This is a genomic window from Streptomyces sp. NPDC008150, from assembly GCF_042956945.1.
Taxonomy (GTDB): Bacteria; Actinomycetota; Actinomycetes; order Streptomycetales; family Streptomycetaceae; genus Streptomyces.
In genome coordinates, this window is the sequence record NZ_JBIBHJ010000001.1 from 106,056 (window position 1) to 129,609 (window position 23,554).

Annotated in this window: 21 protein-coding genes and 1 tRNA gene; 9 read left to right on the forward strand and 13 right to left on the reverse strand. The window is 73.7% G+C overall.

The annotated features are described in order from the left end of the window. Window positions 1–214: 214 nt before the first annotated feature. A tRNA-Cys gene (locus ACFZA0_RS00400) sits at window positions 215–286 on the reverse strand. 245 nt (window positions 287–531) lie between these two features. Here ACFZA0_RS00400 and ACFZA0_RS00405 point away from each other — a divergent pair. Further along, on the forward strand, window positions 532–2,079 hold the full coding sequence (locus tag ACFZA0_RS00405; RefSeq protein WP_391008858.1) for an MFS transporter: 1,548 nt from the start codon (window positions 532–534) through the stop codon (window positions 2,077–2,079). 503 nt (window positions 2,080–2,582) lie between these two features. Here ACFZA0_RS00405 and ACFZA0_RS00410 read toward each other — a convergent pair. Then, window positions 2,583–4,070 carry an MFS transporter gene (locus ACFZA0_RS00410; RefSeq protein WP_391008861.1) on the reverse strand — a complete coding sequence of 496 codons (1,488 nt, stop codon included), beginning with the start codon at window positions 4,068–4,070 and terminating at the stop codon, window positions 2,583–2,585. 102 nt (window positions 4,071–4,172) lie between these two features. Here ACFZA0_RS00410 and ACFZA0_RS00415 point away from each other — a divergent pair, with 102 nt between their 5' ends. Together ACFZA0_RS00415 and ACFZA0_RS00420 are read left to right on the forward strand one after the other, a co-directional pair. Beyond that, window positions 4,173–5,063, forward strand: coding sequence for a helix-turn-helix domain-containing protein (locus ACFZA0_RS00415; RefSeq protein WP_391008864.1), 891 nt, complete (start codon window positions 4,173–4,175; stop codon window positions 5,061–5,063). A 169-nt stretch (window positions 5,064–5,232) separates the two neighbouring features. Then, window positions 5,233–7,041, forward strand: a complete 1,809-nt coding sequence (locus ACFZA0_RS00420; RefSeq protein ID WP_391008867.1) for a DEAD/DEAH box helicase family protein — start codon at window positions 5,233–5,235, stop codon at window positions 7,039–7,041. 81 nt (window positions 7,042–7,122) lie between these two features. Here ACFZA0_RS00420 and ACFZA0_RS00425 read toward each other — a convergent pair whose 3' ends face one another. Then, on the reverse strand, window positions 7,123–7,764 hold the full coding sequence (locus ACFZA0_RS00425; protein WP_391008870.1) for a helix-turn-helix domain-containing protein: 642 nt from the start codon (window positions 7,762–7,764) through the stop codon (window positions 7,123–7,125). 505 nt (window positions 7,765–8,269) lie between these two features. On the opposite strand from ACFZA0_RS00425, the gene ACFZA0_RS00430 reads away from it, so the two are divergent. Both ACFZA0_RS00430 and ACFZA0_RS00435 read left to right on the forward strand, forming a co-directional pair. Continuing rightward, window positions 8,270–9,148 (forward strand): chorismate synthase, encoded by an 879-nt coding sequence (locus ACFZA0_RS00430; RefSeq protein WP_391008873.1) that lies wholly within the window; start codon window positions 8,270–8,272, stop codon window positions 9,146–9,148. Between the two features lie 89 nt (window positions 9,149–9,237). After that, window positions 9,238–10,029: a S16 family serine protease gene (locus ACFZA0_RS00435; RefSeq protein WP_391008876.1), complete on the forward strand. Its 792-nt coding sequence runs from the start codon at window positions 9,238–9,240 to the stop codon at window positions 10,027–10,029. Window positions 10,030–10,126: 97 nt separating this feature from the next. On the opposite strand, the gene ACFZA0_RS00440 is transcribed toward ACFZA0_RS00435, so the two are convergent. The 7 genes from ACFZA0_RS00440 to ACFZA0_RS00470 all read right to left on the reverse strand — a co-directional run bounded on the left by ACFZA0_RS00440 (window position 10,127) and on the right by ACFZA0_RS00470 (window position 15,245). Then, window positions 10,127–10,321, reverse strand: a complete 195-nt coding sequence (locus tag ACFZA0_RS00440) for a hypothetical protein (RefSeq protein WP_391008879.1) — start codon at window positions 10,319–10,321, stop codon at window positions 10,127–10,129. Continuing rightward, the gene (locus ACFZA0_RS00445) at window positions 10,318–10,941 is read right to left on the reverse strand and encodes a helix-turn-helix domain-containing protein (RefSeq protein ID WP_391008882.1); all 624 of its coding nucleotides are present in this window, start codon (window positions 10,939–10,941) and stop codon (window positions 10,318–10,320) included. Before ACFZA0_RS00445 ends, ACFZA0_RS00440 begins: the two co-directional genes overlap by 4 nt. 98 nt (window positions 10,942–11,039) lie before the next feature. Then, complete coding sequence (locus tag ACFZA0_RS00450; RefSeq protein WP_391008885.1) at window positions 11,040–12,008, reverse strand: glycine betaine ABC transporter substrate-binding protein; 969 nt, start codon at window positions 12,006–12,008, stop codon at window positions 11,040–11,042. Then, a complete protein-coding gene (locus ACFZA0_RS00455) occupies window positions 12,005–12,862 on the reverse strand; it encodes an ABC transporter permease subunit (protein ID WP_391008888.1) in 858 nt (285 codons plus the stop codon). Before ACFZA0_RS00455 ends, ACFZA0_RS00450 begins: the two co-directional genes overlap by 4 nt. Further along, window positions 12,859–14,097 carry a betaine/proline/choline family ABC transporter ATP-binding protein gene (locus ACFZA0_RS00460; protein ID WP_391008891.1) on the reverse strand — a complete coding sequence of 413 codons (1,239 nt, stop codon included), beginning with the start codon at window positions 14,095–14,097 and terminating at the stop codon, window positions 12,859–12,861. Before ACFZA0_RS00460 ends, ACFZA0_RS00455 begins: the two co-directional genes overlap by 4 nt. Continuing rightward, on the reverse strand, window positions 14,090–14,737 hold the full coding sequence (locus ACFZA0_RS00465; RefSeq protein ID WP_391011731.1) for an ABC transporter permease subunit: 648 nt from the start codon (window positions 14,735–14,737) through the stop codon (window positions 14,090–14,092). The genes ACFZA0_RS00460 and ACFZA0_RS00465 overlap by 8 nt, the downstream gene beginning before the upstream one ends. A 28-nt stretch (window positions 14,738–14,765) precedes the next feature. Beyond that, the gene (locus ACFZA0_RS00470; RefSeq protein WP_391008894.1) at window positions 14,766–15,245 is read right to left on the reverse strand and encodes an Lrp/AsnC ligand binding domain-containing protein; all 480 of its coding nucleotides are present in this window, start codon (window positions 15,243–15,245) and stop codon (window positions 14,766–14,768) included. Between the two features lie 154 nt (window positions 15,246–15,399). On the opposite strand from ACFZA0_RS00470, the gene hppD reads away from it, so the two are divergent. Further along, a complete protein-coding gene (hppD, locus tag ACFZA0_RS00475) occupies window positions 15,400–16,545 on the forward strand; it encodes a 4-hydroxyphenylpyruvate dioxygenase (RefSeq protein WP_391008898.1) in 1,146 nt (381 codons plus the stop codon). A gap of 47 nt (window positions 16,546–16,592) precedes the next feature. Here hppD and ACFZA0_RS00480 read toward each other — a convergent pair whose 3' ends face one another. After that, complete coding sequence (locus ACFZA0_RS00480) at window positions 16,593–18,035, reverse strand: tetratricopeptide repeat protein (protein WP_391008901.1); 1,443 nt, start codon at window positions 18,033–18,035, stop codon at window positions 16,593–16,595. Between the two features lie 91 nt (window positions 18,036–18,126). On the opposite strand from ACFZA0_RS00480, the gene ACFZA0_RS00485 reads away from it, so the two are divergent. After that, window positions 18,127–19,545 carry an FAD-linked oxidase C-terminal domain-containing protein gene (locus tag ACFZA0_RS00485; RefSeq protein ID WP_391008904.1) on the forward strand — a complete coding sequence of 473 codons (1,419 nt, stop codon included), beginning with the start codon at window positions 18,127–18,129 and terminating at the stop codon, window positions 19,543–19,545. Window positions 19,546–19,718: 173 nt separating this feature from the next. Here the strand turns inward: ACFZA0_RS00485 and ACFZA0_RS00490 are convergent, their stop codons facing one another. Next, window positions 19,719–20,192 (reverse strand): SsgA family sporulation/cell division regulator, encoded by a 474-nt coding sequence (locus ACFZA0_RS00490; RefSeq protein ID WP_391008907.1) that lies wholly within the window; start codon window positions 20,190–20,192, stop codon window positions 19,719–19,721. 249 nt (window positions 20,193–20,441) lie between these two features. Between ACFZA0_RS00490 and ACFZA0_RS00495 the strand changes: the two genes are divergently transcribed. Next, window positions 20,442–21,884, forward strand: coding sequence for an RDD family protein (locus tag ACFZA0_RS00495; RefSeq protein WP_391008910.1), 1,443 nt, complete (start codon window positions 20,442–20,444; stop codon window positions 21,882–21,884). A gap of 102 nt (window positions 21,885–21,986) precedes the next feature. Further along, the gene (locus tag ACFZA0_RS00500; RefSeq protein WP_391008913.1) at window positions 21,987–22,808 is read left to right on the forward strand and encodes an RDD family protein; all 822 of its coding nucleotides are present in this window, start codon (window positions 21,987–21,989) and stop codon (window positions 22,806–22,808) included. 163 nt (window positions 22,809–22,971) lie between these two features. Here the strand turns inward: ACFZA0_RS00500 and ACFZA0_RS00505 are convergent, their stop codons facing one another. Next, window positions 22,972–23,271: a hypothetical protein gene (locus ACFZA0_RS00505; protein WP_391008916.1), complete on the reverse strand. Its 300-nt coding sequence runs from the start codon at window positions 23,269–23,271 to the stop codon at window positions 22,972–22,974. Window positions 23,272–23,554: the final 283 nt, after the last annotated feature.

A 23,554-nucleotide genomic window follows, 5' to 3' on the forward strand; every position in this document is an offset into this window, starting at 1 on the left:
CCGCGCCGGCCGTTCCGCCACCGGTTGGACCACGGCCGGAGAGCCGCGCCGGATACGGGCAGGGACACGACCACGCCGATCGACGCGACCACTCCGAAGACATCGCTCAACGGGGCCAGGTGTCGGCGCCGGGGAGGCCGGTGCGGGCCGGGCAACAGGAAGGGCGGCACCCCGCGGGGTGCCGCCCTTCCGTATTGCCCTGTCAGGCAGGCAGAGGCCGTGGCGGGAATCGAACCCACGTAACTCGCTTTGCAGGCGAGTCCCTAAACCACTCGGGCACACGGCCGGGTCCGTGGCGGTCGTCGTGATCGCCGGGTCGAACTCGGTGACTTGACCGTACGGGCACGGGGGAGCGTCGCTCAAGGTGATCCGGGGTGGTGCAACGCGACTGCCACACGCCGTTCATGAAGCGGTCCGTCCGCGCGGTACCGGCCCGGTGCCTCCTACCTGGGGTCCTAGGTCGAAAGTCCCGCCTCGGGGCCGACCTCCCGACAGGGGTCAAACCGGTTCGTGGGCCTTACAGTGGCGACCATGAGCGTCCTCGAACCCCGCGACAAGGGTGTCGCGAACCCTGCCGGTCCCCCCGGCGCACCCGATACGTCCCACCTGCCCGGAACGGGTGGTGAGGCGGCCGTCGCCGTGGAGTTGGAGCTGGAGCGCGCCGGGGAGGGCGAACCGGTCGCCGTCGGGTCGGTGCTCGGGCGGGCCTACCGGGCGCTCAGCATCGGGATCGTCTCCGTCGTGCTCGTCATCGCCTTCGAGGCGACCGCCGTGGGGACCGCGATGCCGGTCGCCGCGCGCGAGCTGCACGGGGTGTCGCTGTACGCGTTCGGGTTCTCCGCCTACTTCACCACCAGCCTCTTCGGCATGGTCCTCGCCGGCCAGTGGTCCGACCGGCGCGGACCGCTCGGCGCCCTCGGCTGCGGCATCGCCGGGTTCGCGGCGGGGCTGCTGCTGTCGGGGACGGCCACCGCTATGTGGCAGTTCGTGGCCGGGCGGGCCGTGCAGGGGTTCGGCGGCGGGCTCGTGATCGTCGCTCTGTACGTGGTCGTCGGGCGGGCCTACCCGCCGCGGCTGCGGCCGTCGATCATGGCGTCGTTCGCGGCGGCCTGGGTCGTCCCGTCCGTCGTCGGACCGCTCGCCGCGGGCGCCGTCACCGAACAGCTCGGCTGGCGCTGGGTGTTCCTCGGCATCCCCGTCCTCGTCGTGTTCCCGCTGGCGCTCGCCCTGCCGCAGATACGCCGCCGCGCGGCGGGACCGGTGGAACGGGAGAGCGGGGCCGACGAGGCCGCCCCCGGCCCCCGGCGCATCCGGCTCGCGCTCGCCGTGTCCGTCGGCGCCGGGCTGCTCCAGTACGCCGCCCAGGACCTGCGGCCGCTGTCGGCGCTGCCCGCCGCCGCGGGCGTCGCCCTGCTCGTCCCGGCCGTGCGCGGGCTGCTGCCGCGCGGCACCGTCCGGGCCGTGCGCGGGCTGCCGTCGGTCGTACTGCTGCGCGGGCTGTCGGCCGGGTCGTTCACGGCCGCCGAGTCGTTCGTGCCGCTGATGCTCGTCACCCAGCGGGACCTGTCGCCGACGATGGCCGGGCTGTCCCTCGCGGCGGGCGGCGGCACCTGGGCGCTCGGCTCGTACGTGCAGGCGCGGCCGGCCGTCGAGGCGCACCGGGAGCGGCTGATGACGTTCGGCATGGTGCTGGTGGCCGCCGCGATCCTCGCCGTTCCGGCCGTGCTGGTGCCGGCGGTCCCGGTGTGGCTGGTCGCCGTCGCGTGGGGGTTCGGCTGCTTCGGCATGGGTCTGGTGATGTCGTCCACCAGCGTGCTCCTGCTGCACCTGTCCGCCCCGCACGAGGCGGGCGCGAATTCCGCCGCGCTCCAGATCTCCGACGGCCTGTCCAACGCCCTGCTGCTGGCCGCCGGGGGCGCCGCCTTCGCCGCGCTCGGCGGCGGCACGGTCACGGCGACGGCTGCGGAGGCGTCCGGTGGCCGCCCTGCGGCGTTCGCGGCGGTGTTCGTGCCGATGGCGGCCGTGGCGCTGGTGGGGGCGTGGGTGACGACGCGGCTGCGGGCGGCTGCCGCCGGGTGACCGGTACGGGTGGTCGGGTGCGGGCGGCTGCCGCCGGGTGACCGGTGAGAGCGGTCCGGCGCGGGCGGTTCGGCGTGGGCGGTTCGGCGCGGGCCGTCCGGTGCGGGCCGTCCGGTGCGGGCGGTTCGCTGTGGCGGGTCCGGTGCCGACCGACCGGTGCGGACCGGCCCCGCTCGGCCGGTCCGCTGTTCGCCCGCCCCGCTCGGCGTTGCCGCGCGGACGCCGCCGAGGCTTCGGCGCCGTGCGACCGGGCCGAGGCCCCCGACCCCTCCGCCCCGCGTCGCGGTCCGCGCGTGCCGCGCATCCCTCCCCGCCTGCCGCTGCCGCCGTGCCGCGCACCGGCTCCCACCCGGTCACGGCCCCGCCGTCACTACGGCCCCAGAAACGGGTCACCCCGCACCGCGCCGTGCCCCACCGCCCGCAGCGGTGAGGCACGGTCGCGACGGCCGTGGCGCCCCCGCTGCCGAAGCGCCGCTCAGGCCACCGCCCCCGGCGATGCCCCCTCAGCGTCCCTCACCCCGCCGCCCCGCCGCCCCGCGGCCCCGCCCCGCGGCCCCGCCCCGGGCCACGCGGGCGGCCAGGAAGGCGAACAGCAGGGTCAGGGCGGCCTGCACGGTCACCGCGACGGTGAAACCGCGGGGCAGACCGTCCCCGGGGGTGCCCGCCGCCGCGGTGGACACCGCGTGGAAGAGGCCGCCCAGGAGTGCCACGCCCAGGCCGAGACCGAGCTGCTGCAACGTGGTGAACAGTCCGCCGGCGACCCCCGCCGCCCAGGTCGGCGTGCGGGACAGGACCGTGCGCAGGACCGGGCCGTACATCAGGGCCTGGGTGACGCCGAGCACGATCAGGAGCGGCTGGAGGGCCGCCGGGTTCCCGCCGTGCGCACCGCTCACGGTGACCGCGAGGCACACGAGCACCGCCGCCTGCCCGACGGCCGCCCCCGTCATCGTCCAGCGTCCGGTGCGGCGTTCCACGACCGGCAGGGCGAGGGAGGTGGTGACGAACGCCGCGCCGAACCCGAGCAGCAGGACGACGGCGCCCCAGGCGTCCACGCCGAACGCGCCCTGGGCGAGGGCCGAGAACTCGTACAGGAAGGCGCCGTAGCAGGTGAAGAACAGGAGCGTCATGATCAGGCCCTGCCCGACGGCCGGGGTGCGCAGCACGCTCGGCGGTACGACGGGCAGTTCGCCGCGGCGCTCGGCGGCGCGCTGCGAGCGGGCGAAGACGGTGAGCACGGCGCCGCCCGCCGCCAGCATCGCGAGCACCGGGGCCGGACCGCCCGCGGAGGTGCCCAGCGTCAGGGGGACCACGACCAGGAGCAGGCCCGTGCCGAGGAGCGCGGCCCCGCGCAGGTCGAGCGCGAGCGGTGCCGTCGAGCGCGACTCGGGCACGGTGCGCAGGGCGAGCAGGGCGACCGCCCCGGTCGCCCCGGCGACCACCTGCACGAGCCGCCAGCCCCAGTGCTCGCCGGCGGCCTGGGCCACGGCACCCGCGAGAAGCTGTCCCGCGACGGTCGCGATGCCGCCCACGGCGGCGAACAGGGTGACGCCCGGCGTCCGCAGCCTCTCGGGTGCCGTGGACTGGATGGTGGACAGGACCTGCGGGGTGAACAGCCCGGCGGCGGCGCCCAGTACGGCCCGCAGCACGACGAGTACGACCAGGTTCGGTGCGAGGGCGGCGAGCACGGACGCCACGCCGAACGCGGCGACACCGGCCGTGAGCAGCCGGCGCCGTCCGAACCGGTCGCCCAGACGCCCCGCGACGACGAGGGTCGCCGCGAACGCCGTGGTGTACGCGGACAGCACGAGCTGGCCGCCCGCAACGCTCACACCGAGGTCCGCGGTGATCGCGGGTTCGAGCAGGTTGACCGACCCGAACGTCATGTTCACGGGCAGGTAGGCGACGAGGAGGACGGCGAGGCCGGCGCCGGTGAGGGCACGTGCGGGACACGGTGCCGCGGCGCGCGCGGCGGGAACGGTCTGAACGGTCATGGACACGACCCTGGGCCCGCCGTCATTCCGGTACCAGGAGCCCGTTCATAGGGGTACCGGCACCACCTGGATCCACCGGCCCCGGGACAGGACACTGGGGCGATGACGTCCTCGACACCCGACCGCGGCGCGCTCGGCGCCTTCCTGCGCGACCGCCGGGCCCGCGTCACCCCCGGCGACGTGGGCCTGCCCGCGGGCGGGCGCCGCCGCACTCCCGGTCTGCGGCGCGAGGAGGTCGCGCAGCTCGCCGGGGTCGGGGTCACCTGGTACACGTGGCTCGAACAGGGGCGGGCCAAGAACGTGTCCGACCAGGTACTGGACGCGGTGGCGCGCGTCCTGCGCCTGGACGCCGCCGAGCACCGGCACCTGATGGTGCTCGCGGGCCGGGGCACCGCCACCGAACCGGGACCGCCCGTGGACCTGCGCCCCGAGCACACCGCCGTGCTGGCCAAGCTGCTGCCGTACCCGGCCGCCGTGCAGACCGACTGCTACGACCTGGTCGCGGCCAACCGCGCCTACCGGTACCTGTTCGCCGACCTGGACGCGTACCCGGTCGAGGAACGCAACTGCGCGTGGCTGATGTTCACCGAACCGAGCTGGCGCGACAGCCTGGTCGACGAGGACGCCGTCCTCCGGGAGATCACCGCGAGGCTGCGTGCCCGCGAGCCGGAACACCGCGACGACCCCCGCTGGAACGCCCTGCTCGCCCGGCTGCGCCGTCGGTCGCCGGACTTCGTGCGGTACTGGGAGTCGTACGAGGTCGTGGGCGACCGCACCCAGTTCCGCCGGTACCGTTCCCCGCGCGTCGGCGCGCTCGACGTCCAGTTCCAGAGCCTGTGGCTGGACCGGGCGCGGGGCGACCGGATCGTCGTGATGACGCCCGCCGACACCGCCACCCTCCAGCGGCTGGAGCGCCTCGACTCGCTGGTGGGCGCCGCCCCGGCGTGGACCTCCCGCGTGACCGCCCTCGGCGGTTCGGCCGCCGGGGCCTGAACGGCGCGGCCGGGCCGCCGCGGAACGGGCCGGGATCTTCCGGACCCGCCACTGTGACCTCGGTCCCATGTCCCCCGCCCACCGCGTCGTGCGCGCCGGGGCGGCGGCGCGGCGCCGGTAGGGTGGCCCGGTTGTCATACGTAGCCGACCGAGCCTTGAACCGGAGACCGTGACTACCACCGCCGCCAGTACCGCCGTCGCCAACTCCTCGCACCACCTCTCTCCCGCCTTCCCCGGCCGCGCTCCCTGGGGCACCGCCGGCAAGCTGCGTGCCTGGCAGCAGGGGGCGATGGAGCGGTACGTGCAGGAGCAGCCGCGCGACTTCCTGGCCGTCGCCACGCCCGGCGCCGGGAAGACGACCTTCGCCCTGACGCTCGCGTCCTGGCTGCTGCACCACCATGTCGTGCAGCAGATCACCGTGGTCGCGCCGACCGAACACCTGAAGAAGCAGTGGGCCGAGGCGGCCGCCCGGATAGGGATCAGGCTGGACCCCGAGTACAGCGCGGGTCCGCTCAGCAAGGACTACCAGGGCATCGCGGTCACGTACGCGGGTGTCGGCGTGCGGCCGATGCTGCACCGCAACCGGGTCGAGCAGCGCAAGACGCTCGTGATCCTCGACGAGATCCACCACGCGGGCGACTCCAAGTCGTGGGGCGAGGCCTGTCTGGAGGCGTTCGAACCGGCCACCCGGCGGCTCGCGCTGACCGGCACGCCCTTCCGCTCGGACACCAACCCGATCCCGTTCGTCGCGTACGAGGAGGGCAACGACGGCATCCGCCGGTCCGCCGCCGACTACACGTACGGATACGGCTCCGCGCTCTCCGACGGCGTCGTGCGGCCGGTCATCTTCATGTCCTACAGCGGCAACATGCGCTGGCGCACCAAGGCGGGCGACGAGATCGCGGCCCGGCTCGGCGAGCCGATGACCAAGGACGCCATCAGCCAGGCCTGGCGCACCGCGCTCGACCCGCGCGGCGAGTGGATGCCGAGCGTGCTGCGCGCCGCGGACCAGCGGCTGACCGAGGTCCGCAAGGGCATCCCGGACGCCGGTGCCCTCGTCATCGCCTCCGACCAGGAGTCCGCGCGCGCCTACGCGAAGCTGATCCGCGACATCACCGGCACCAAGGCGACGCTCGTGCTGTCCGACGACTCGGGCGCCTCCGAGCGGATCGACCAGTTCGCGGCGAGCGAGGACCGCTGGATGGTCGCCGTCCGCATGGTGTCCGAGGGCGTCGACGTGCCCCGGCTCGCCGTCGGCGTGTACGCGACGACGATCTCGACCCCGCTGTTCTTCGCGCAGGCCGTCGGCCGTTTCGTGCGCTCCAGGCGGCGCGGCGAGACCGCGTCCGTGTTCCTGCCGACCGTGCCCGACCTGCTCACCTTCGCCGGCGAGATGGAGGTCGAGCGCGACCACGCCCTCGACAAGCCGAAGAAGCAGGGCGAGGAGGACCCGTACGCCGAGTCCGAGAAGGAGATGGACGAGGCCAACCGGGAGCAGGACGAGGACACCGGCGAGCAGGAGCAGTTCGCCTTCGAGGCGCTGGAGTCCGAGGCGGTCTTCGACCGGGTCCTGTACGAGGGCGCCGAGTTCGGCATGCAGGCGCACCCGGGCAGCGAGGAGGAGCAGGACTACCTCGGCATCCCGGGCCTGCTGGAGCCGGACCAGGTGCAGATGCTGCTCCAGAAGCGGCAGGCCCGGCAGATCGCGCACAGCCGCAAGAAGCCGGACGGCGAGGCCGACCTGCTCGAACTGCCCGCCGAGCGGCGCCCGGTGGTCAGTCACAAGGAACTCCTGGAACTGCGCCGCCAGTTGAACACCATGGTCGGTGCCTACACCCACCAGAGCGGCAAGCCGCACGGCGTCATCCACACCGAACTGCGCCGTGTGTGCGGAGGTCCGCCGAGCGCGGAGGCCACGGCCGGGCAGTTGCGCCAGCGGATCGCCAAGGTGCAGGAGTGGGCCACCCGCATGAAGTGAGATGCCCGGCGCTCCGCCCTCAAGTGGCGTGCGGGGCACGGGAGTCGACCGTACCGGGAGTCAACGCCGGTGCGGTCGGCCTCACTTGAGCGCGTCGGCGACCTCTCGGGCGGCCTCCAGGACGCGCGGGCCGACGCGTTCGGGTACCGAGTCGGCCAGCATCACCACGCCGACGCTCCCCTCGACGCCGGTCACCCCGAGCAGCGGGGCGGCGGCGCCGCTGGCCCCTGCCTCCAGTTCGCCGTGGGTGAGCGTGAACCCCGGTGCGTCCGGCCGCGGTTGACGTGCCGCGAGGATCGCGCGGCCGGCGGCGCCCTGGCTCAGGGAGTGCCGGAACCCGGCGCGGTAGGCCACGTGGTAGTCGGTCCAGGTCGGCTCGACCACGGCGACGGCCAGCGCCTCCGTGCCGTCCACGAGGGTGAGGTGGGCCGTCGCGCCGATGTCGTCGGCCAGTGACCGCAGGGCGGGCAGCGCTGCCTCGCGGACCAGCGGGTGCACCTGCCGGCCGAGCCCGAGCACCCCGAGCCCCACCCGGGCGCGGCCGCCCAGGTCACGGCGGACGAGGGCGTGCAGTTCGAGCGTGGCGAGCAGCCGGTACACCACGGTCCGGTTCACGCCGAGCCTGACGGAGAGCTCGGTCACGGTCAGCCCGTGGTCGGTGTCCGACAGCAGCTTGAGGACCTTCAGTCCCCGGTCGAGCGTCTGGGAGGTCTCCGCGGTCACGACGCCCACTCCTTAGGTGGTGAGGTCCGGCGGTCCCCCGGCGACGGGTGCGGCACCGAGTCCCGTCAGTGCAGCGCGTCAGAGGCCGCCGGTCGGCTGAGGGTCCGGGTCGTCCCGGGCCCGGGGGGGTGTCGTTCGGATCCTGCCGTCGTCGCGGGTCGGCCAGGAAGAACCGCTGGCCGAGGCCGACCTGATCCGAACGACACCCCCGGTCGCTTCACGGCTGCGCTCCGCGGCGGCGCTGCCACGGGGCGTGTGCGTAGCGGGACATTAGCGAAGGCGGTTCGCTGACCGGAAGTGTCCGTCCAGAATCCGGTCACCACGTGGTAAAGAGTGCCCGGTTCGTGAGCGAATGTCGGGCCCGCGGGGTTCCCCGGTCGGCCGCGCGCCCCGTCCGTGACGCCGCCGCGCGCCCCGTCCGTGACGCCCCTTCCGTGGCGCCCCGTTCGGGACGATCCGCGACGGCGGTCTACTCGTTTCGCCGCGCCGCTCGCATGCTCGTGCCATGACAGAAGCCGCAGACACGCCGCCTCTCGCGCCCGCGCCCGGCCGTACCGCCCCGCCCGTCGCCGTGACCGTGCGCGCCGTCGCCGACGTACGGGCGATCGCCGCCGTCGCGGACTACCTCGGCGAGGTCTGGCGCACGCCGCGCGCCGCCCCGCCCTACCCGGCCGAGGTGCTGCACAGCCTCGTGCACGCGGGCGGCGCCGTGCACGCCGCGTACGACGACGGCGGCGACGGCGGCGACGGTGACGGCGGCGACGGCGCGGGGCCGCGGCTGCTGGGTGCCGCCGTCGCGGTGTTCGGGGAGCCGGGCAGGCGCGAGGCGTACTCCCTGGTGACGGCCGCGGCGCGCGGCACCGGCACGGCGGTCAAACAGGCCCAGCGCGCCTGGGCGTTGGGGCGCGGTGCCCGCACGATGCGCTGGACGTTCGACCCGCTGGTCGGGCGCAACGCCCGCTTCAACCTGGCCAAGCTGGGGGCCGTGGCGACCGACTACCTCGTCGACTTCTACGGGCCCATGGCCGACGGCGTCAACGGTGGCGACGAGAGCGACCGGCTGGCGGTGACCTGGGACCTCGCGGCACCGCGCGGCCGCGACCGGCCGGAGGGGGAGGGCGCCGCGGAGCGGGAGGCGGCCCCCGTCACGCACGTCGCGCCGGACGGCGGGGCGCTGGCCCGCCGCGCGGCCGGCGGCGGCCGGGTCTGGTGCAGGGTCCCGGACGACGCGGTGGCCCTGCGCGCGGCCGACCCGGCGCTCGCGCGGCGCTGGCGGCGGGCGGTACGGGAGGTCTTCACGGACGCGTTCGCACGGGGCTACGCCGCGACCGGCATGGACCGCGACGGCTGGTACACGCTGACCCCGGCCCGGGAGGCCGGCTGACCCGGGACCCCGCCCGGCCGCCCGTCGGACACCGGGCCCCGCCCCGCCCGGCATCCGGTCGCCCCCGGCCGTCACGTTAGATTGATTCCGTGCTCTCACGCCTCACACGTCTCCAGGCCATCGCCGTCTGCCTCCTGCCCTTCGTGGCGCTGGTCGCCGTGGCCGTCCTCGCGCCGCTGCCGTTCTCGGTGGCGCAGCCCGGACTGACGGCGAACGTCCTCGGCGACAACCGGGGCGAACCGGTGATCACCGTCAGCGGCGCGACCACCCGCAAGACGTCCGGGGAGCTGCGCATGACGACGATCGAGGCGACCGGGCCCGATGCGCACGTCTCGCTGGGCGACGTGATCGACGGCTGGTTCAGCACCGAGAAGGCGGTCATGCCGCGCGACGCGGTCTACACCGGCGGCGACACGGTGAAGGAGATCGAGGCGCACAACCAGGCGCAGATGAAGGAGTCCCAGGACGACGCGACCTCCGCCGCGCTGAACTACCTGGACCTGAGCCCGAAGGACGTCGACGTCACGCTGAAGCTGGCGGACGTGGGAGGGCCGAGCGCCGGGCTGCTGTTCACGCTCGGCATCGTCGACAAGCTGGACGGCGACGGCAGCGGCGGCGACCTCACGGGCGGCCGCACCATCGCCGGTACGGGGACGATCACCGCGAACGGCACGGTCGGCGCCGTCGGGGGAGTGGCCCTGAAGACGCAGGCGGCGCGACGCGACGGGGCCACGGTGTTCCTGGTGCCGAAGGCGGAGTGCGCCGACGCGAAGTCCGAACTGCCCAAGGGCCTGCGCCTGGTCCCGGTGACGACCCTCAAGGGCACGATCACCTCGCTGCGCGCCCTGGAGTCGGGCAGCGGCACGGTTCCGAGCTGCTAGCCCCTGTCCTCGAACCGGCCTCCGCCCCGCCGGGCGACGGGGCGGGTTCGACGACGACAGGGACGACGACAGGGACGGGGACGGGGATGCACGGCGGCTACCGGGCCACGGCGACGCCGGAACGGGGGGTCGCGGCGAGCCGCAGGCCCACCTCCACGAGCCGCCAGCCGAGCCGGGTGCGCAGTTCACGGGGGCGCCTGTGCTCGCGGGCGGTCCGGTGGGTGTCGGCCCGCCGGCGCAGGTCGGCGGAGTGCAGTCGCTGTAAGGCGAGCAGGGTCAGGGGGTCGGTCACGTCGATGCCTCTCGTGCGGTTTCGGGTTCCGGCCGGTCGGGTGTGAACGGCAGGACGTGCGTGTGGACCCGGACCCGGCGTGCCGAGGGGTCGTCGTCCCGCGCCGCCGACGCGGTGTAGCCGTCGACGAGTTCGTGCATCTTCTCGATCAGTTCCTGTGCCGTCCGCGGTGCCAGCCGGAGCGTGAAGTCGCTCAGGTCCGAGGCGTGCCGCCAGGCGGGTCCCTCGCGGTCGCGCGAGTCCAGGTACGCCGACACCTCGCGGTGGTGCGCCGACGCCAGCTCGCGCAGGAACACCTCCACGGCGCCGCGCACGGCCGGGTCCGGGTCGTTGAGGAGGTCCTCCTCGACGGTCACCCCCTGGGGCGTCGGCCGCCACCACCGCTCGCGGCCCTTGCCCCGCCCGGTGTCGTCCTCGACGAAGCCGTGTGCCGCGAGCTGCCGCAGGTGGTAGCTGGTCGAACCGCTCGACTCGCCCAGCCTCGCGCCGAGTTGGGAGGCGGTGGCCGACCCGCTGCGGCGCAGCTCGTCCAGCAGTCGCATGCGCAGCGGATGGGCGAGCCCGCGCAGTGAACGGGCGTCGAGGGAACGGGATTCGCGCTGGGGGGGCTGTCCGGGCATGAGGCCAGGGTAGCCATGCAAAGAAGTGCTTGCAAAGGTTTTTTGCAAGCACTTCTTTGCAACTCGGCGTCCCCACACATGAGTTGGGGACGGCGGGCTCAGTCCTCCAGCACGAACCCTTCCTGGAGCATCCAGTCCAGGGCCACCTGGTGCGGGTCCTCGCCGTCGACGTCGACCCTCGCGTTCAGGGTCTGGGCGACCGAGTTCGTGAGCTTCTTCGTGATCGGGTCGAGCACCTCCGCCATCTGCGGGTGCTCCTTCAGCGACTTGGTGTTGATCTCGGGGGCGGCGTTGTAGTTCGGGAAGAACTTCTTGTCGTCCGCCATCACCACCAGGTTCAGGGACTTGATGCGCCCGTCCGTGGTGAACACCTCGCCGTAGGTGCAACTGCCCTTCGCGGCCTGGGTGTAGATGATGCCGGTGTCCATCTGCGTGACGTTCCCCGCCGGGATCTTCATGCCGTACTTCTTCTCCATGCCGGGCAGCCCGTCCGCCCGGTTCGCGAACTCGCTCTCCACGCAGAGCGTCACCGCGCCCGGGTTCTTCTTCGAGAGGGCGGCCACGTCGGAGAGCGTCTTCGTCTTGTACTTCTGATAGTTGGCCTGGTTCATGGCCAGCGCGTACGTGTTGTTGAGGGGTGCCGCAGGCAGCCAGGTCAGGCCGTTCTTCGCGTCGGCCTTCCGCACCGCCTCCCACTGCTTCTCGGGGTTGGCGATCGGGGTGCTGTTGCCCAGGTAGGTGATCCACGCGGTGCCGGTGTACTCGTACATGGCGTCCGCGTCGCCGCTCTTGACCGCCTCGCGCGCGCCGATGGACCCCTGGATGCCGGTGCGGTCCAGCACGTCCGCGCCGGCCGCCTGGAAGGCGATGCCCATGATGGCGCCGAGGATGAGCTGCTCGGTGAACTCCTTGGAGGTGACGGTCAGATGGGCGCCCTTGAGCGGCAGTCCCCGGCCGACGGTGCCGGGTGTCACGCTGTCGACCATGGGGGAGCCGCTGGTCAGTCCGCAGCCCGCGGACAGCACCAGCACCCCGGTCAGGGCCAGGTATCGAGTGCGCCGGCTCATGTCCTCACCTCCAGCCCCCGCGGCCGCAGCAGCAGTTCCGCAAGTGAGGCCAGCCAGTCCACGAGCAGGGCGAGCGCGACGGTGAGGATCGAGCCGAGGATCAGCACCGGCATCCGCTGGTTGGTGATGCCCGTGGTGATCAGGACGCCGAGGCCGCCGCCCCCGCCGAAGGTCGCCAGGGTCGCCGTGCCGACGTTCAGCACCAGGGCGGTCCGCACGCCCGCGAGGATCAGCGGTACCGCCAGCGGGAGTTCGACCCGGGTCAGGACGCCCGTCGACGACATCCCGATGCCTCGGGCCGCCTCGATCAGGGTCGGGTCGTTCGCCTTCAGACCGGCGATCGTGTTGGAGAGCACCGGCAGCACGGCGTAGATGATGATGCCGATCAGGGCCGCCTTCTGGCCGGTGCCCAGCCAGATCACGAGCAGCGCCAGCAGGCCGATCGCCGGGGTCGCCTGACCGATGTTGGCCAGTGCGAAGGCCACCGGGGTGGCCTTGCGGAACGCCTTGCGCGTCAGCAGGATGCCCAGCGGGATCGCGATGATCAGCACGAAGAACGTGGAGATCACGGTCAGTTGGATGTGCTGCCACAGCGCCTTGGTGACCTGGCCGCCGGTCAGGGCGTTCTCGGAGATCGAGTCCAGGTCCGCCTGGTCGAACCACAGCCAGGTCCCCAGCAGCAGCAGGATCAGGACCCCGGGCAGGAACACGAACTTCTGCCAGGTGATCCGGCGGGGCGGCGGACCGCCCGGCGGCGGAGGGGTCTCCACCGCGGACTCGTCCTCGTCGCGGAAGGCGAGCCCCTTGACCTCGTGCTCGCCCTTGGGGCGTGCGGGCTCCGGCGGGGTCGTCACAGGCCACCGCCCCGGGTCTCGCCCTCCTGGAGCGCGTGGGTCTGCTGGGACCGCGCCTCCTCCAGCTCGTGCTGGTGCTCCATGGCCTCCAGGCGGTCCGCCTCCAGCATCTCCTGCACGGAGTTCATCAGCGTCTCCATGTCGACGACGCCCGTGTACTCCCCGCGCCGTCCGGTGACCGCCACCCGCCCCGCGTTGTCGGTGAGCACCGCCTCCAGGGCGTCGCGCAGGGTCGCGTCCCTGGTCACCGTGTCGTGGACCAGGGTCCCGGCGCGGGCGAGCGAGCCCTTGGCGCGCATCAGGTCGCCGCGTCTGAGCCACTTGTAGGGCCGTCCGCGCTTGTCGAGCAGCAGGATCTCGTTGGTGCCCGCCGAGCGCAGCCGGTTGAAGATGTCCTGCAACGGGTCGTCCACCGTGACCGTCGGGTAGTCGGTGATCTCGACGTCCCGCACCCGCGTCAGGTTCAGCCGCTTCAGCGCGGCGCCCGCCCCGACGAACCCGGAGACGAAGTCGTCGGCGGGGTTCGTCAGGATCGCCTCGGGGGTGTCGAACTGCGCGATGTGCGACTGCTCGCGCAGCACCGCGATCCGGTCGCCCAGCTTGATCGCCTCGTCGAAGTCGTGCGTGACGAAGACGATGGTCTTGTGCAACTCGTGCTGGAGACGGATCAGTTCGTCCTGGAGGTGGTCCCGGGTGATCGGGTCGACCGCGCCAAAGGGCTCGTCCATCAGCAGCACCGGCGGGTCCGCGGCCAGCGCCCGCGCCACGCCCACGCGCTGCTGCTGGCCGCCGGAGAGCTGGCGCGGATAGCGGCCCTGGAACTCGCCCGCGTCGAGGCCCACCAGGTCGAGCATCTCCTCGACGCGGCTCCTGATGCGGGACTTCGACCAGCCGATCATCTTCGGCACCAGCGCGATGTTCTGCGCGACCGTCATGTGCGGGAAGAGGCCGGAGGACTGGATGGCGTAGCCGACCTTGCGGCGCAGCTTCACCGGGTCGATGTCGGTGACGTCCTCGCCGTCGATGCGGATGCGCCCGCCGGTCGGCTCGATCAGCCGGTTGATCATCTTCAGGGTGGTGGACTTCCCGCACCCCGACGGGCCGACGAAGATCACGATCTCGCCGGCCTTGATCTCCATGTTGACGTTGTCGACGGCGGGGGCGGGGTTCCCGGGGTAGGTCTTGGTCAGGTTCTCCAGCTCGATCGTTGCCCCGGTGGTGCTGGACTCAGGCACGGATCCCCCTCGGGATGGTCAGCCGTCCGATGAGGACGTACGCGGCGTCGAACAGCAGGGCGAGCACGACGATCCCGAGCGTTCCGGCGAGCACCTGGTTCAGCGCGTTCTTGCTGCCCAGGGAGCCGATGCCGCGGAAGATCTCGTTGCCGAGGCCGGGCCCGGACGCGTACGCGGCGATGGCTGCGATGCCCATCAGCATCTGCGTGGAGACCCGGATGCCGGTCAGGATCGGCGGCCACGCCAGCGGCAGTTCGACCTTCGCCAGCCGGGCCGCCCGGGACATCCCGATGCCCTTCGCCGCGTCCACGAGCGACGGGTCGACCCCGCGCAGGCCCACGATCGCGTTGCGCACGATCGGCAGCAGCCCGTACAGGGTCAGCGCGATCACGGTCGGCGGCACGCCCAGGCCCACGATCGGGATCAGCAGACCGATCATGGCCAGCGACGGGATGGTCAGGATGGTGGAGGTGGACAGCGTGGCGAGGTTGCCCGCCCAGTCGCTGCGGTAGGTGACAACGCCGATGAACACGCCGATGAGGGTCGCCACGACCATGCACTGGAACACCGCGCTCGCGTGCTGGCCGGCGTCCGTGAGCAGCTGCTGGTGGCGATTGCTCAGGTACTCCCAGAAGTTCACCCGCGTCATCACCCCAGAGGATCGGTCGCTACCGCCCGCCGCGGTCCTCCGCGGCCTGTTCCACCAGCGGGATGATCCGCAGCGGAACGGGGTTCTCCATCACGATCGCCGTGGAGGCCCGGACAATGCCATCAAAACCGACAACCAGGTCGATCACCCGCTGGAGATCCGCGTTGGAGCGGGCCACGAGGCGGCACAGCATGTCGCCGCCGCCGGTGGTGGTGTGCAGCTCCAGCACCTCCGGCACACCGGCCAAGTGCGCCCGTACGTCCGGCCCTTGGCCCTGCCGGATCTGGAGCGTGGCGAACGCGGTGACCGGGTAGCCGAGCGCCGCCGGGTCGACCTCCGGGCCGAATCCGCGGATGACGCCATTCGACTGAAGGCGGTCCAGACGGGCCTGCACCGTGCCCCGCGCGACACCGAGCCGCCGCGACATCTCCAGCACCCCGACGCGCGGCTCGCGCGCCAGCAGCACGATGATCCGGCCGTCCAGCCGATCGATCCCCATACCCGCCACCCCTTCGTACGGATGTGCGCCCGGCCCGGGGCCGGGATGGTCATCCTGTACACATCGCCCGGCGATCCCGGGCCCCCGCCGGACACATTGCCCAGCCGACCCGCGAACTATTGCGCACCTTGCGGAACAGCGGGAGCCTGCGGCCATGACGCAGACCACACAGCGCACCCCCGAGACCGCACGGCAGGCCGACCCCTTCCCGGTCAGGGGAACGGACGCGGTCGTCTTCGCCGTGGGCAACGCCAAGCAGGCCGCGCACTACTACTCCACCGCGTTCGGCATGCGGCTCGTGGCCTACGCGGGCCCCGAGACCGGCAGCCGCGAGACCGCGAGCTACGTCCTCGTCAGCGGCAGCGCCCGCTTCGTCTTCACGTCCGTCATCCGGCCCGAGACCGACGAGGGCCGCTTCCTCGCCCGCCATGTGGCCGAACACGGCGACGGCGTCGTCGACCTCGCGATCGAGGTCCCCGACGCGCGCGCCGCCCACGCCTACGCGGTCGCGCACGGCGCGCGCTCGCTCGCGGAGCCCGTCGAGCACAAGGACGAGCACGGCACCGTCGTCCTCGCCGCGATCGCCACCTACGGCGAGACCCACCACACCCTCGTCGAGCGCACCGGCTACAGCGGCCCGTACCTGCCCGGCTACCAGGCCGCCGACCCGATCGTCGAGCCGCCCGCCCGGCGCACCTTCCAGGCCGTCGACCACTGCGTCGGCAACGTCGAGCTCGGCCGGATGAACGAGTGGGTCGGGTTCTACAACAAGGTCATGGGCTTCACGAACATGAAGGAGTTCGTGGGCGACGACATCGCCACCGAGTACAGCGCGCTGATGTCGAAGGTCGTCGCGGACGGCACCCTCAAGGTCAAGTTCCCGATCAACGAGCCCGCCGCCGGCAAGAAGAAGTCCCAGATCGACGAGTACCTGGAGTTCTACGGCGGCGCCGGCGTCCAGCACATCGCGCTGAACACCAACGACATCGTGGAGACCGTCCGCACGATGCGCGCCGCGGGCGTCGAGTTCCTCAACACCCCCGACACCTACTACGACACCCTCGGCGAGTGGGTGGGCGACACCCGGGTGCCGCTCGACATCCTGCGCGAGAACAAGATCCTGGCCGACCGCGACGAGGACGGCTACCTGCTCCAGATCTTCACCAAGCCGGTCCAGGACCGGCCGACCGTCTTCTTCGAACTCATCGAGCGGCACGGCTCGATGGGCTTCGGCAAGGGCAACTTCAAGGCGCTCTTCGAGGCGATCGAACGCGAGCAGGACCGCCGCGGCAACCTCTGACCGCGCGGAGACCGGGGCGGGGCGGGCACGCGGGAGCGCCCGCCCCGTCAGGCTCCCGGCGCGGCCCGGCCGGGTACCTCGCCGAGCGTGGCCAGCGCCGACTGCGCCACCGGTACGGCGAGCGGCGAGAAGTACGGGTTGATCCTGAGCGCGTCGCGCAGATGCCGCCGGGCGGGCGCGTACTTCTCCAACTCCCGCTCGATCATGCCCCGGTGGTACGCGTACGAGGCGCTGAGCACGCCGCCGCCGTGCGCCTTGTCCGTGGCGACCGCCGCGAACCGCAGCGCCTCGGTGTCCTGTCCGGCCCGGTGCAGCGCCCAGCCCAGCGCGTCCGCCACCGCGATGCCGGGCTGGCGCCGCCACTCCGCGCGCAGCAGGTCCACCGCCGTGCGGGCCGAGCCGTGGTCGGCCTCGAACCGGCCGAGCACCAGGTCGCCGTCCACCCCGCCCGCCTCGTCCTGCCGCACCCGCGCGCGCAGCGTCTCGTACTGCACCCGCGCGGCCTGTGCGAGCCCCAGCGACTCGTACAACTCACCCAGTTCCAGCGCGTATTGAGGGTCCGGCTGCTTGGCGAGCGCCACCTGGTACGCGGTCAGCGCCTCCGAGGTGCGGCCCAGCGCGGCCAGCGCCCGGCCCTCGCCCGCCAACGCGGCCCGCTGGTACGGTTCCAGGCGCACCGCGGCCTGGAAGTGCCGCAGCGCGTCCTCCCGTTCACCGCGCTCCCAGGCCAGCTGCCCGGCCCGCTCCAGGTACGCGGCACGCTCGGCGGGCTGCCGGGCCTTCGCCGTCGCGTCGTACAACTGGGCCTGCGCGTCCTCGCGCCAGCCCCGGTCGCGGTAGACGGCCGCAGCCCGCGCCATCACGGCAGGGCCCTTGCGCAGTTCCATCAGCTTGTCCAGCGCGGCCCGGCCCGCCTTGTAGTCGCCGAGCCCGGTGTACGCGTCGATCAGCGGCGGGTACACCGTCCACCGCCGGGGCGCCAGACTCCGCGCCTCCTCGGCCCACTTCTTCGCCTCCGGGAAGTCCCGCCGCGCGGTGGCCAGCGCCGAAAGGCCCTCCATGGCCTGGGGGTTGGCGACCGGCCGCACCTCCAGCGACCTGCGCAGCGCCCGCTCGGCCTTCGGGTACAGGGTGACGTCCGCGGTCTGCCGCCCCTGCTCCGCGTACGCCGTGCCCAGCAGGGCCCACGACACCCCGTCGCGCGGCCGGGCCCGCACCAGCCGCTCCCGCTCCCCGATCAGCGCCGCGAGCGCGGGCAGCGAGGCCGGCACCCCCGCCGTCACCGCTGTGCGCGCCACCGCCTCGGGGCCCGGCGCGGGCGGCCTCGCCGGGGGCCGGTGCTCCGGCAGCAGCGCCAGCGTCCCGCCGGCGGCGGCCGCGCCCGCGACCGAGACGGCCACCGCCCACAGCAGGACCCGACGGCGGCGACGGCGGCGGGCGGCGGGCCGGGGAGCCGCGGGCCCGTCCGGGGTCAGCAGTGACGTCTCCATCGTCCTACTGTGCGTCCGTACTACTTGGCCCCCCGGGCAGGCGAAGGGTGCCGCGGACGGGGTTCACACCGATGGCCCCCGGTGCCACGCTGTGATCATGAGCCGTACCGAAGCGCCCCGCGACGAAGCGGCCGGCGACCTCGCCGACCAGCTCCTCGGCCGTCTCCTCGACGGTCTGCCCGCCGAAGCCGTCCTCACCGACCCCGACGTCACCGCCGCCTACGCCAACGACATGGCGAGCTTCTGCGCGGCCGGCGCGCCCGCCGTCGTCGTCCTGCCCCGCACCGTCGAACAGGTGCAGCACGTGCTGCGCACCGCGTCCGCCCTGCGCGTTCCTGTTGTCCCGCAGGGCGCCCGCACCGGTCTGTCCGGCGGCGCCAACGCCGTCGACGGCTGCGTCGTGCTGTCCCTGACGCGGATGAACCGTGTCCTGGAGATCAGCCCGGTCGACCGCATCGCCGTCGTCGAACCCGGCGTCGTCAACGCGGACCTGTCCCGTGCCGTCGGCGAACACGGGCTCTACTACCCGCCGGACCCGTCCAGTTGGGAGACGTGCACCATCGGCGGCAACATCGGCACCGCCTCCGGCGGCCTGTGCTGCGTCAAGTACGGGGTCACCGCCGAGTACGTGCTCGGCCTCGACGTCGTGCTCGCCGACGGCCGCCTGATGTCGACCGGCCGCCGCACCGCCAAGGGCGTCGCCGGGTACGACCTGACCCGGCTGTTCGTCGGCTCCGAGGGCTCGCTCGGCGTCGTCGTGCGCGCGGTCCTCGCACTGCGGCCGAAACCGCCCCAACAGCTCGTGCTGGCAGCGGAGTTCGCGTCGTCGGCCGCCGCGTGCGACGCGGTGTGCCGGATCATGGCCGGCGGGCACGTGCCGTCGCTGCTCGAACTCATGGACCGCACCACCGTCCGCGCCGTCAACGACATGGCGCACATGGGGCTCCCGGAGGAGACGGAGGCGCTGCTGCTCGCCGCCTTCGACACCCCCGACCCGGGGCCCGACCTCGCCGCGGTCGGTGCGCTGTGCGAGGCGGCGGGCGCCACGTCCGTGGTCCCGGCCGACGACGCCGCCGAGTCCGAACTGCTGCTCCAGGCGCGGCGGTTGTCGCTCACCGCGCTGGAGGCGGTGAAGGGCACCACGATGATCGACGACGTGTGCGTGCCCCGCTCCGCGCTCGGCCGGATGCTCGACGGCGTCGCGGCGATCGGCGACAAGTACGGCCTCACCATCGGGGTGTGCGCCCACGCGGGCGACGGGAACACCCACCCCACCGTCTGCTTCGACGCCCGCGACGCGGACGAGTCGCGGCGCGCCCGCGAGTCCTTCGACGAGATCATGGCCCTCGGCCTCGAGCTCGGCGGCACCATCAGCGGCGAGCACGGCGTGGGCGTCCTGAAGAAGGAGTGGCTCGCGCGCGAGATCGGCCCCGTCGGGCTGGAGATGCAGCGGGCCGTCAAGACGGTCTTCGACCCGCTGGGCATCCTGAACCCCGGCAAGTTGTTCTAGCTTCCGGCCGGGCGCCGGCCGGCGCCCGGCCGTGCGGAGGTCCGCCACGTCCCCTGTGCGTGGCGGACCTCCGGCCCCCCTCGGCCCCCGGCCGCCCGCCGGGGGAGCGCGGGGCGCCGTCGGGCGGGTCCGGAGCGCGGCACAACACCCGTGCGGAGGGCGGAAGTCGTGCGTCACGATCCGTTCCCGCCGCCGTTCCCCTCCGCCGGGGACCTCTCCTCCGCCGGGAACCGGGGCCCCGGGGACAGCAGTTCGGCCAGCCCGTCGTCGATGTCGAGCCGGCCGGACTCCGTGCCCGGGGGCACGATCCGCAGCGTCCGCTCCAGCCAGGCCGACACCTGGGCGGCCGGCGCCTCCAGAAGGGCGTCGCCGTCGGGTGAGCTCAGCGCCATCAGCACGACCCCGCGCCCGTCGACCTTCGTCGGCCAGACCCGCACGTCCCCGTGGCCGCACGGCCGGAACACCCCCTCCACCAGCAGCTCCCGCGCGAACGTCCAGTCCACCGGGTGCTCCGAGCCGATGTGGAAGGAGACGTGCACGGCGTACGGGTCGTCGGAGTGGTAGGTCAGCCGCGCCGGGACCGGCACGCTCCGCTCGGGCGACAGCACCAGGTTGAGCTCCAGCTCCCGTTCCACCACGGTCCTCATGGCGTCTCTCCTCTTCTCGGACGTTCGGGGACGGCCCCTCTGCGAAGAGAGAGGGGGAAGAGGCCCGTGCATTACGCGGGTTGCGTGAAAGTTTTTCCGGAGCCTTCGCGAGCCCGTCCCGGCCGCTTCGCGAAGCGCCCGGCCCTGCCCGAAAGGATTCGGTCCGGCGGGACGGGGGGTGACGGTGGCGCTCGTCTGGTAGATGTGGAGCGCCCCATACGACCCCCGAGCAGATACGGGACGACGGACATGAGCGCCCCAACCCCGGCCCCCGGCGACGACAGGCCCCGCGAGGGGTATTACCCGGACCCGTCCATTCCCGGATACGTCCGGTACTGGAACGGGGCCGCCTGGGTGCCGGGCACCAGCAGGCCGGCCCCGGTGGACGGCGAACCGCTGTCCCCGCCGCCCGGTTCCGGCCGGCCCTCCGCCGCGGGCGCCGCGCCCGTGACCCCCTCGCCGTTCCCCGCCGAGGAGACCGGACCACACTTCTTCGACGAGGACCCCGCGCCCGCCTCCGGCCCGGTGCCGGCGGCGCGGGCGCAGCACGGCAGCCGTCCCGAACCGGCGGCGGCGTGGGGCGCCGACCCGTCGCGCCAGTCCGGCTTCGGCGGCGACCAGGACCGCCGGGTCTCCTGGGGAGCACCGGCCGCGGGCCCCGACCCGCGGGTGCCGCGAGCCGCCGAGCCCTCCGACGACCGTGCCGCGGCAGGGCAGTTCGGCACCGCCCCGCGCCCCGACGAGCGTTCCGCCCAGCCGGCTCAACCTGCTGACGGGGGACGGTCGTTCGACCCCCGGCTCCCCACCGGCCCCGCGCGGCAGGGCGGTTCGGCCGCGCCGGACGGCCCCGTCCCCGACGAGGGCACGCTGACCTTCGGCAGCCGTCCGGCGCCCGCCACGGCCCCCGCACCTCCGTCCGGCCCGCAGCGACCCGCGGCGCAGGCGCAGGCACCGCAACCGGCGCCGCAGGCCCCGGCGGCACCGGCGGTCCCGCAGCGCGGCACCCCGCCGGTGCCCCACCAGCCCGGCTTCCAGCAGCGCCCGGCGGCCGCCGTCCCGGCCCCGCTCACCAACGGCCCCGGCGGCGGGCAGCCGTCCTGGGCGCAGCAGGTGCACCAACTCGCGGGCGGCGCGGGCGAGGACGGGACCGTCACTCCGTGGCGTCCGCCGGTCGACGACTTCTTCCAGGCCGCCGCGCGCCGCCAGGCGGCGGCCCGCCCCGCGGGACTGGGCAGGAGGCTGGCCGCGCGGCTCGTCGACTCGCTCGTGCTCGGCGCGGTCACCGCGGCCGCCGCCGTGCCGCTCGGCATGCGGGCGGCCGACCACGTCGACGAGAAGATCGACGCGGCGAAGGCCTCCGGCCGGACCGTCACCGTGTGGCTGCTCGACGGGACCACCGCGGGCTGCCTCGGCGCCGTCCTCGCGGTGCTGGTCCTGTTCGGCGTGGTCTACGAGGTGCTGCCCACCGCCAAGTGGGGGCGCACCGCGGGCAAGAAGCTGTTCGGCCTCCAGGTGCGCGACATCGAGGGGCACGAACCGCCGTCGTTCGCGGCGGCCCTGCGCCGCTGGCTCGTGTACGCCGTGCCCGGCGTGCTGGGATTCGGCGTCGTGGGCGTGCTGTGGTGCCTGTTCGACAAGCCGTGGCAGCAGTGCTGGCACGACAAGGCGGCGCACACGTTCGTCGCGGCCTGACGGGCCGGCCGCCCGGCGCGGGGGAGTGCCCGGCCCGGCCGGGCTACTCCGGACGGCGGCGCGCCGGATGCGGAGCGGGCGGGTTCGCGGTCGACTCGGGCCATGACCACCGAACCGCCCCCCGGTTCCGGCCAGCAGCCGCCGGAAGACGACCCGTTCAGGAAGCAGCCCCCTCCCGGGCAGCGGGCGGGCTCCCCTTACGACGCGCCGGACGGCGGCGGCCAGCAGCCCCCCGGGGGCGGCCAGGAGCCGCCGCCGTACGGCGACCGACCGCCCGCCTGGGGCGACCGGCAGCCGCCCCCGCCCGGCGGGCCCCCGTCCTACGGCGGCGACCAGCCCCCCGGCGGCGACCCGTACGGTCCGGGCGGCGGGAATCCGTACGGGGGCGGCCCGCAGGGCGGCAACCCCTACGGCGGCGGCCCGTACGGCGGCGGCCCCCAGGGCGGCGACCCCTACGGCAACGACCCGCTCGCCGGGATGCCCCCGCTCGCGCCCAGCGGCCGGCGCACCCTCGCCCGGATCATCGACATGATCGTCGTCGGGATCGTGGTGTGGCTGCTCACCTGGGCCTTCGGGGTGCACGAGTACGACGTGAACTCCGACCACGTGAACTACGGCAGGTCGGTGGCGCAGTCGATCGTCGCCGCCGTCCTCTACATCGCGTACGACACGTACCTGACGAGCCGTACCGGGCAGACGCTCGGCAAGCGGTGGCTGAGGATGCGCACCGCCAACCTGGACAACGGCTCGACCCCCTCGGTGCGGACCTCGCTGGTGCGGGCCGCCGTGCTGTGGCTGCCGTTCGCGTTCTGCTGCGCCTGCGTGTGGACCGTGATCTGCGGCGGCTGGAGCTACTTCGACCGGCCGTACAAGCAGGGCCTGCACGACAAGGCGGCCAGGACGGTGGTCGTCAGCACCGGGTGATCCCGGGCGACGGATGACCGTCGCCGGCCGCAATGGCGCGGGCGGCGACGGGGAACGGTGAAGGGCGGACCCGACAGCTGCGGGTCCGCCCTTCACCGTGGGGGGCGCTGCGAAACAGTGGAGCGGTACCGGGCGGCACGGCGGTGCCGGACGGCACGGTGCGTCAGGACGCGGTGGTCTCGCGCATCTCCCGTACGGTCTCGGCGCGCCGGGGCGCGGCCGGGACGGTGACGGTCTGCTTGCGGGGCGCGGTCTCCCGGGGGAGGGCGCTCTGCGCGGTCGCCCGGGACTGTTTCGGCATGGGCACCGTCACGGAGACCAGTAGTCCCAGGGCGAGCGCGGCAAGGGCGATGACCGCGATCCCGACGCCGGAACTCGTCTGTGACAGCAGCAGCATGGCGAGCGTCGAGATGATCACGGTGCAGGACCCGTAGGCGAGCTGTGCGGCAGTCGGACGAGGCATGGCAATCGTGTCCTCGGAAGTTGCCCTCTCCCCGGTCTCTCGCGTGGGGGGAGGGTGCGGACGAGATATTGGGGGTGGGACGGGGGGCCGGCCCGGCATTCCGCCGTGAACCGGTCGTCGCGCCGATCGACTCTATTGAGCTGAATGCCCGAGGGGAACAGCTGGTAAGCGTGACCTAACCCACGGTACGGGTGCACGGGGGGCGCACAGGGTCATGCCCCTGGACAAGTGCCCTGCTGGGCGCGCCTGTTGAGCGAGCGGCCGCCTCGGGTAAAGCGAACTC

Excerpts from the sequence above, each read along its gene's own strand:
- ACFZA0_RS00505 (WP_391008916.1), bottom strand. The coding sequence starts at position 23,271 with ATGCCTCGTCCGACTGCCGCACAGCTCGCCTACGGGTCCTGCACCGTG.
- ACFZA0_RS00500 (WP_391008913.1), top strand. The coding sequence starts at position 21,987 with ATGACCACCGAACCGCCCCCCGGTTCCGGCCAGCAGCCGCCGGAAGAC.
- ACFZA0_RS00415 (WP_391008864.1), top strand. The coding sequence starts at position 4,173 with ATGACGTCCTCGACACCCGACCGCGGCGCGCTCGGCGCCTTCCTGCGC.
- ACFZA0_RS00450 (WP_391008885.1), bottom strand. The coding sequence starts at position 12,008 with ATGAGCCGGCGCACTCGATACCTGGCCCTGACCGGGGTGCTGGTGCTG.
- hppD (WP_391008898.1), top strand. The coding sequence starts at position 15,400 with ATGACGCAGACCACACAGCGCACCCCCGAGACCGCACGGCAGGCCGAC.
- ACFZA0_RS00405 (WP_391008858.1), top strand. The coding sequence starts at position 532 with ATGAGCGTCCTCGAACCCCGCGACAAGGGTGTCGCGAACCCTGCCGGT.
- ACFZA0_RS00430 (WP_391008873.1), top strand. The coding sequence starts at position 8,270 with ATGACAGAAGCCGCAGACACGCCGCCTCTCGCGCCCGCGCCCGGCCGT.
- ACFZA0_RS00480 (WP_391008901.1), bottom strand. The coding sequence starts at position 18,035 with ATGGAGACGTCACTGCTGACCCCGGACGGGCCCGCGGCTCCCCGGCCC.
- ACFZA0_RS00445 (WP_391008882.1), bottom strand. The coding sequence starts at position 10,941 with ATGCCCGGACAGCCCCCCCAGCGCGAATCCCGTTCCCTCGACGCCCGT.
- ACFZA0_RS00495 (WP_391008910.1), top strand. The coding sequence starts at position 20,442 with ATGAGCGCCCCAACCCCGGCCCCCGGCGACGACAGGCCCCGCGAGGGG.
- ACFZA0_RS00410 (WP_391008861.1), bottom strand. The coding sequence starts at position 4,070 with ATGACCGTTCAGACCGTTCCCGCCGCGCGCGCCGCGGCACCGTGTCCC.
- ACFZA0_RS00490 (WP_391008907.1), bottom strand. The coding sequence starts at position 20,192 with ATGAGGACCGTGGTGGAACGGGAGCTGGAGCTCAACCTGGTGCTGTCG.
- ACFZA0_RS00470 (WP_391008894.1), bottom strand. The coding sequence starts at position 15,245 with ATGGGGATCGATCGGCTGGACGGCCGGATCATCGTGCTGCTGGCGCGC.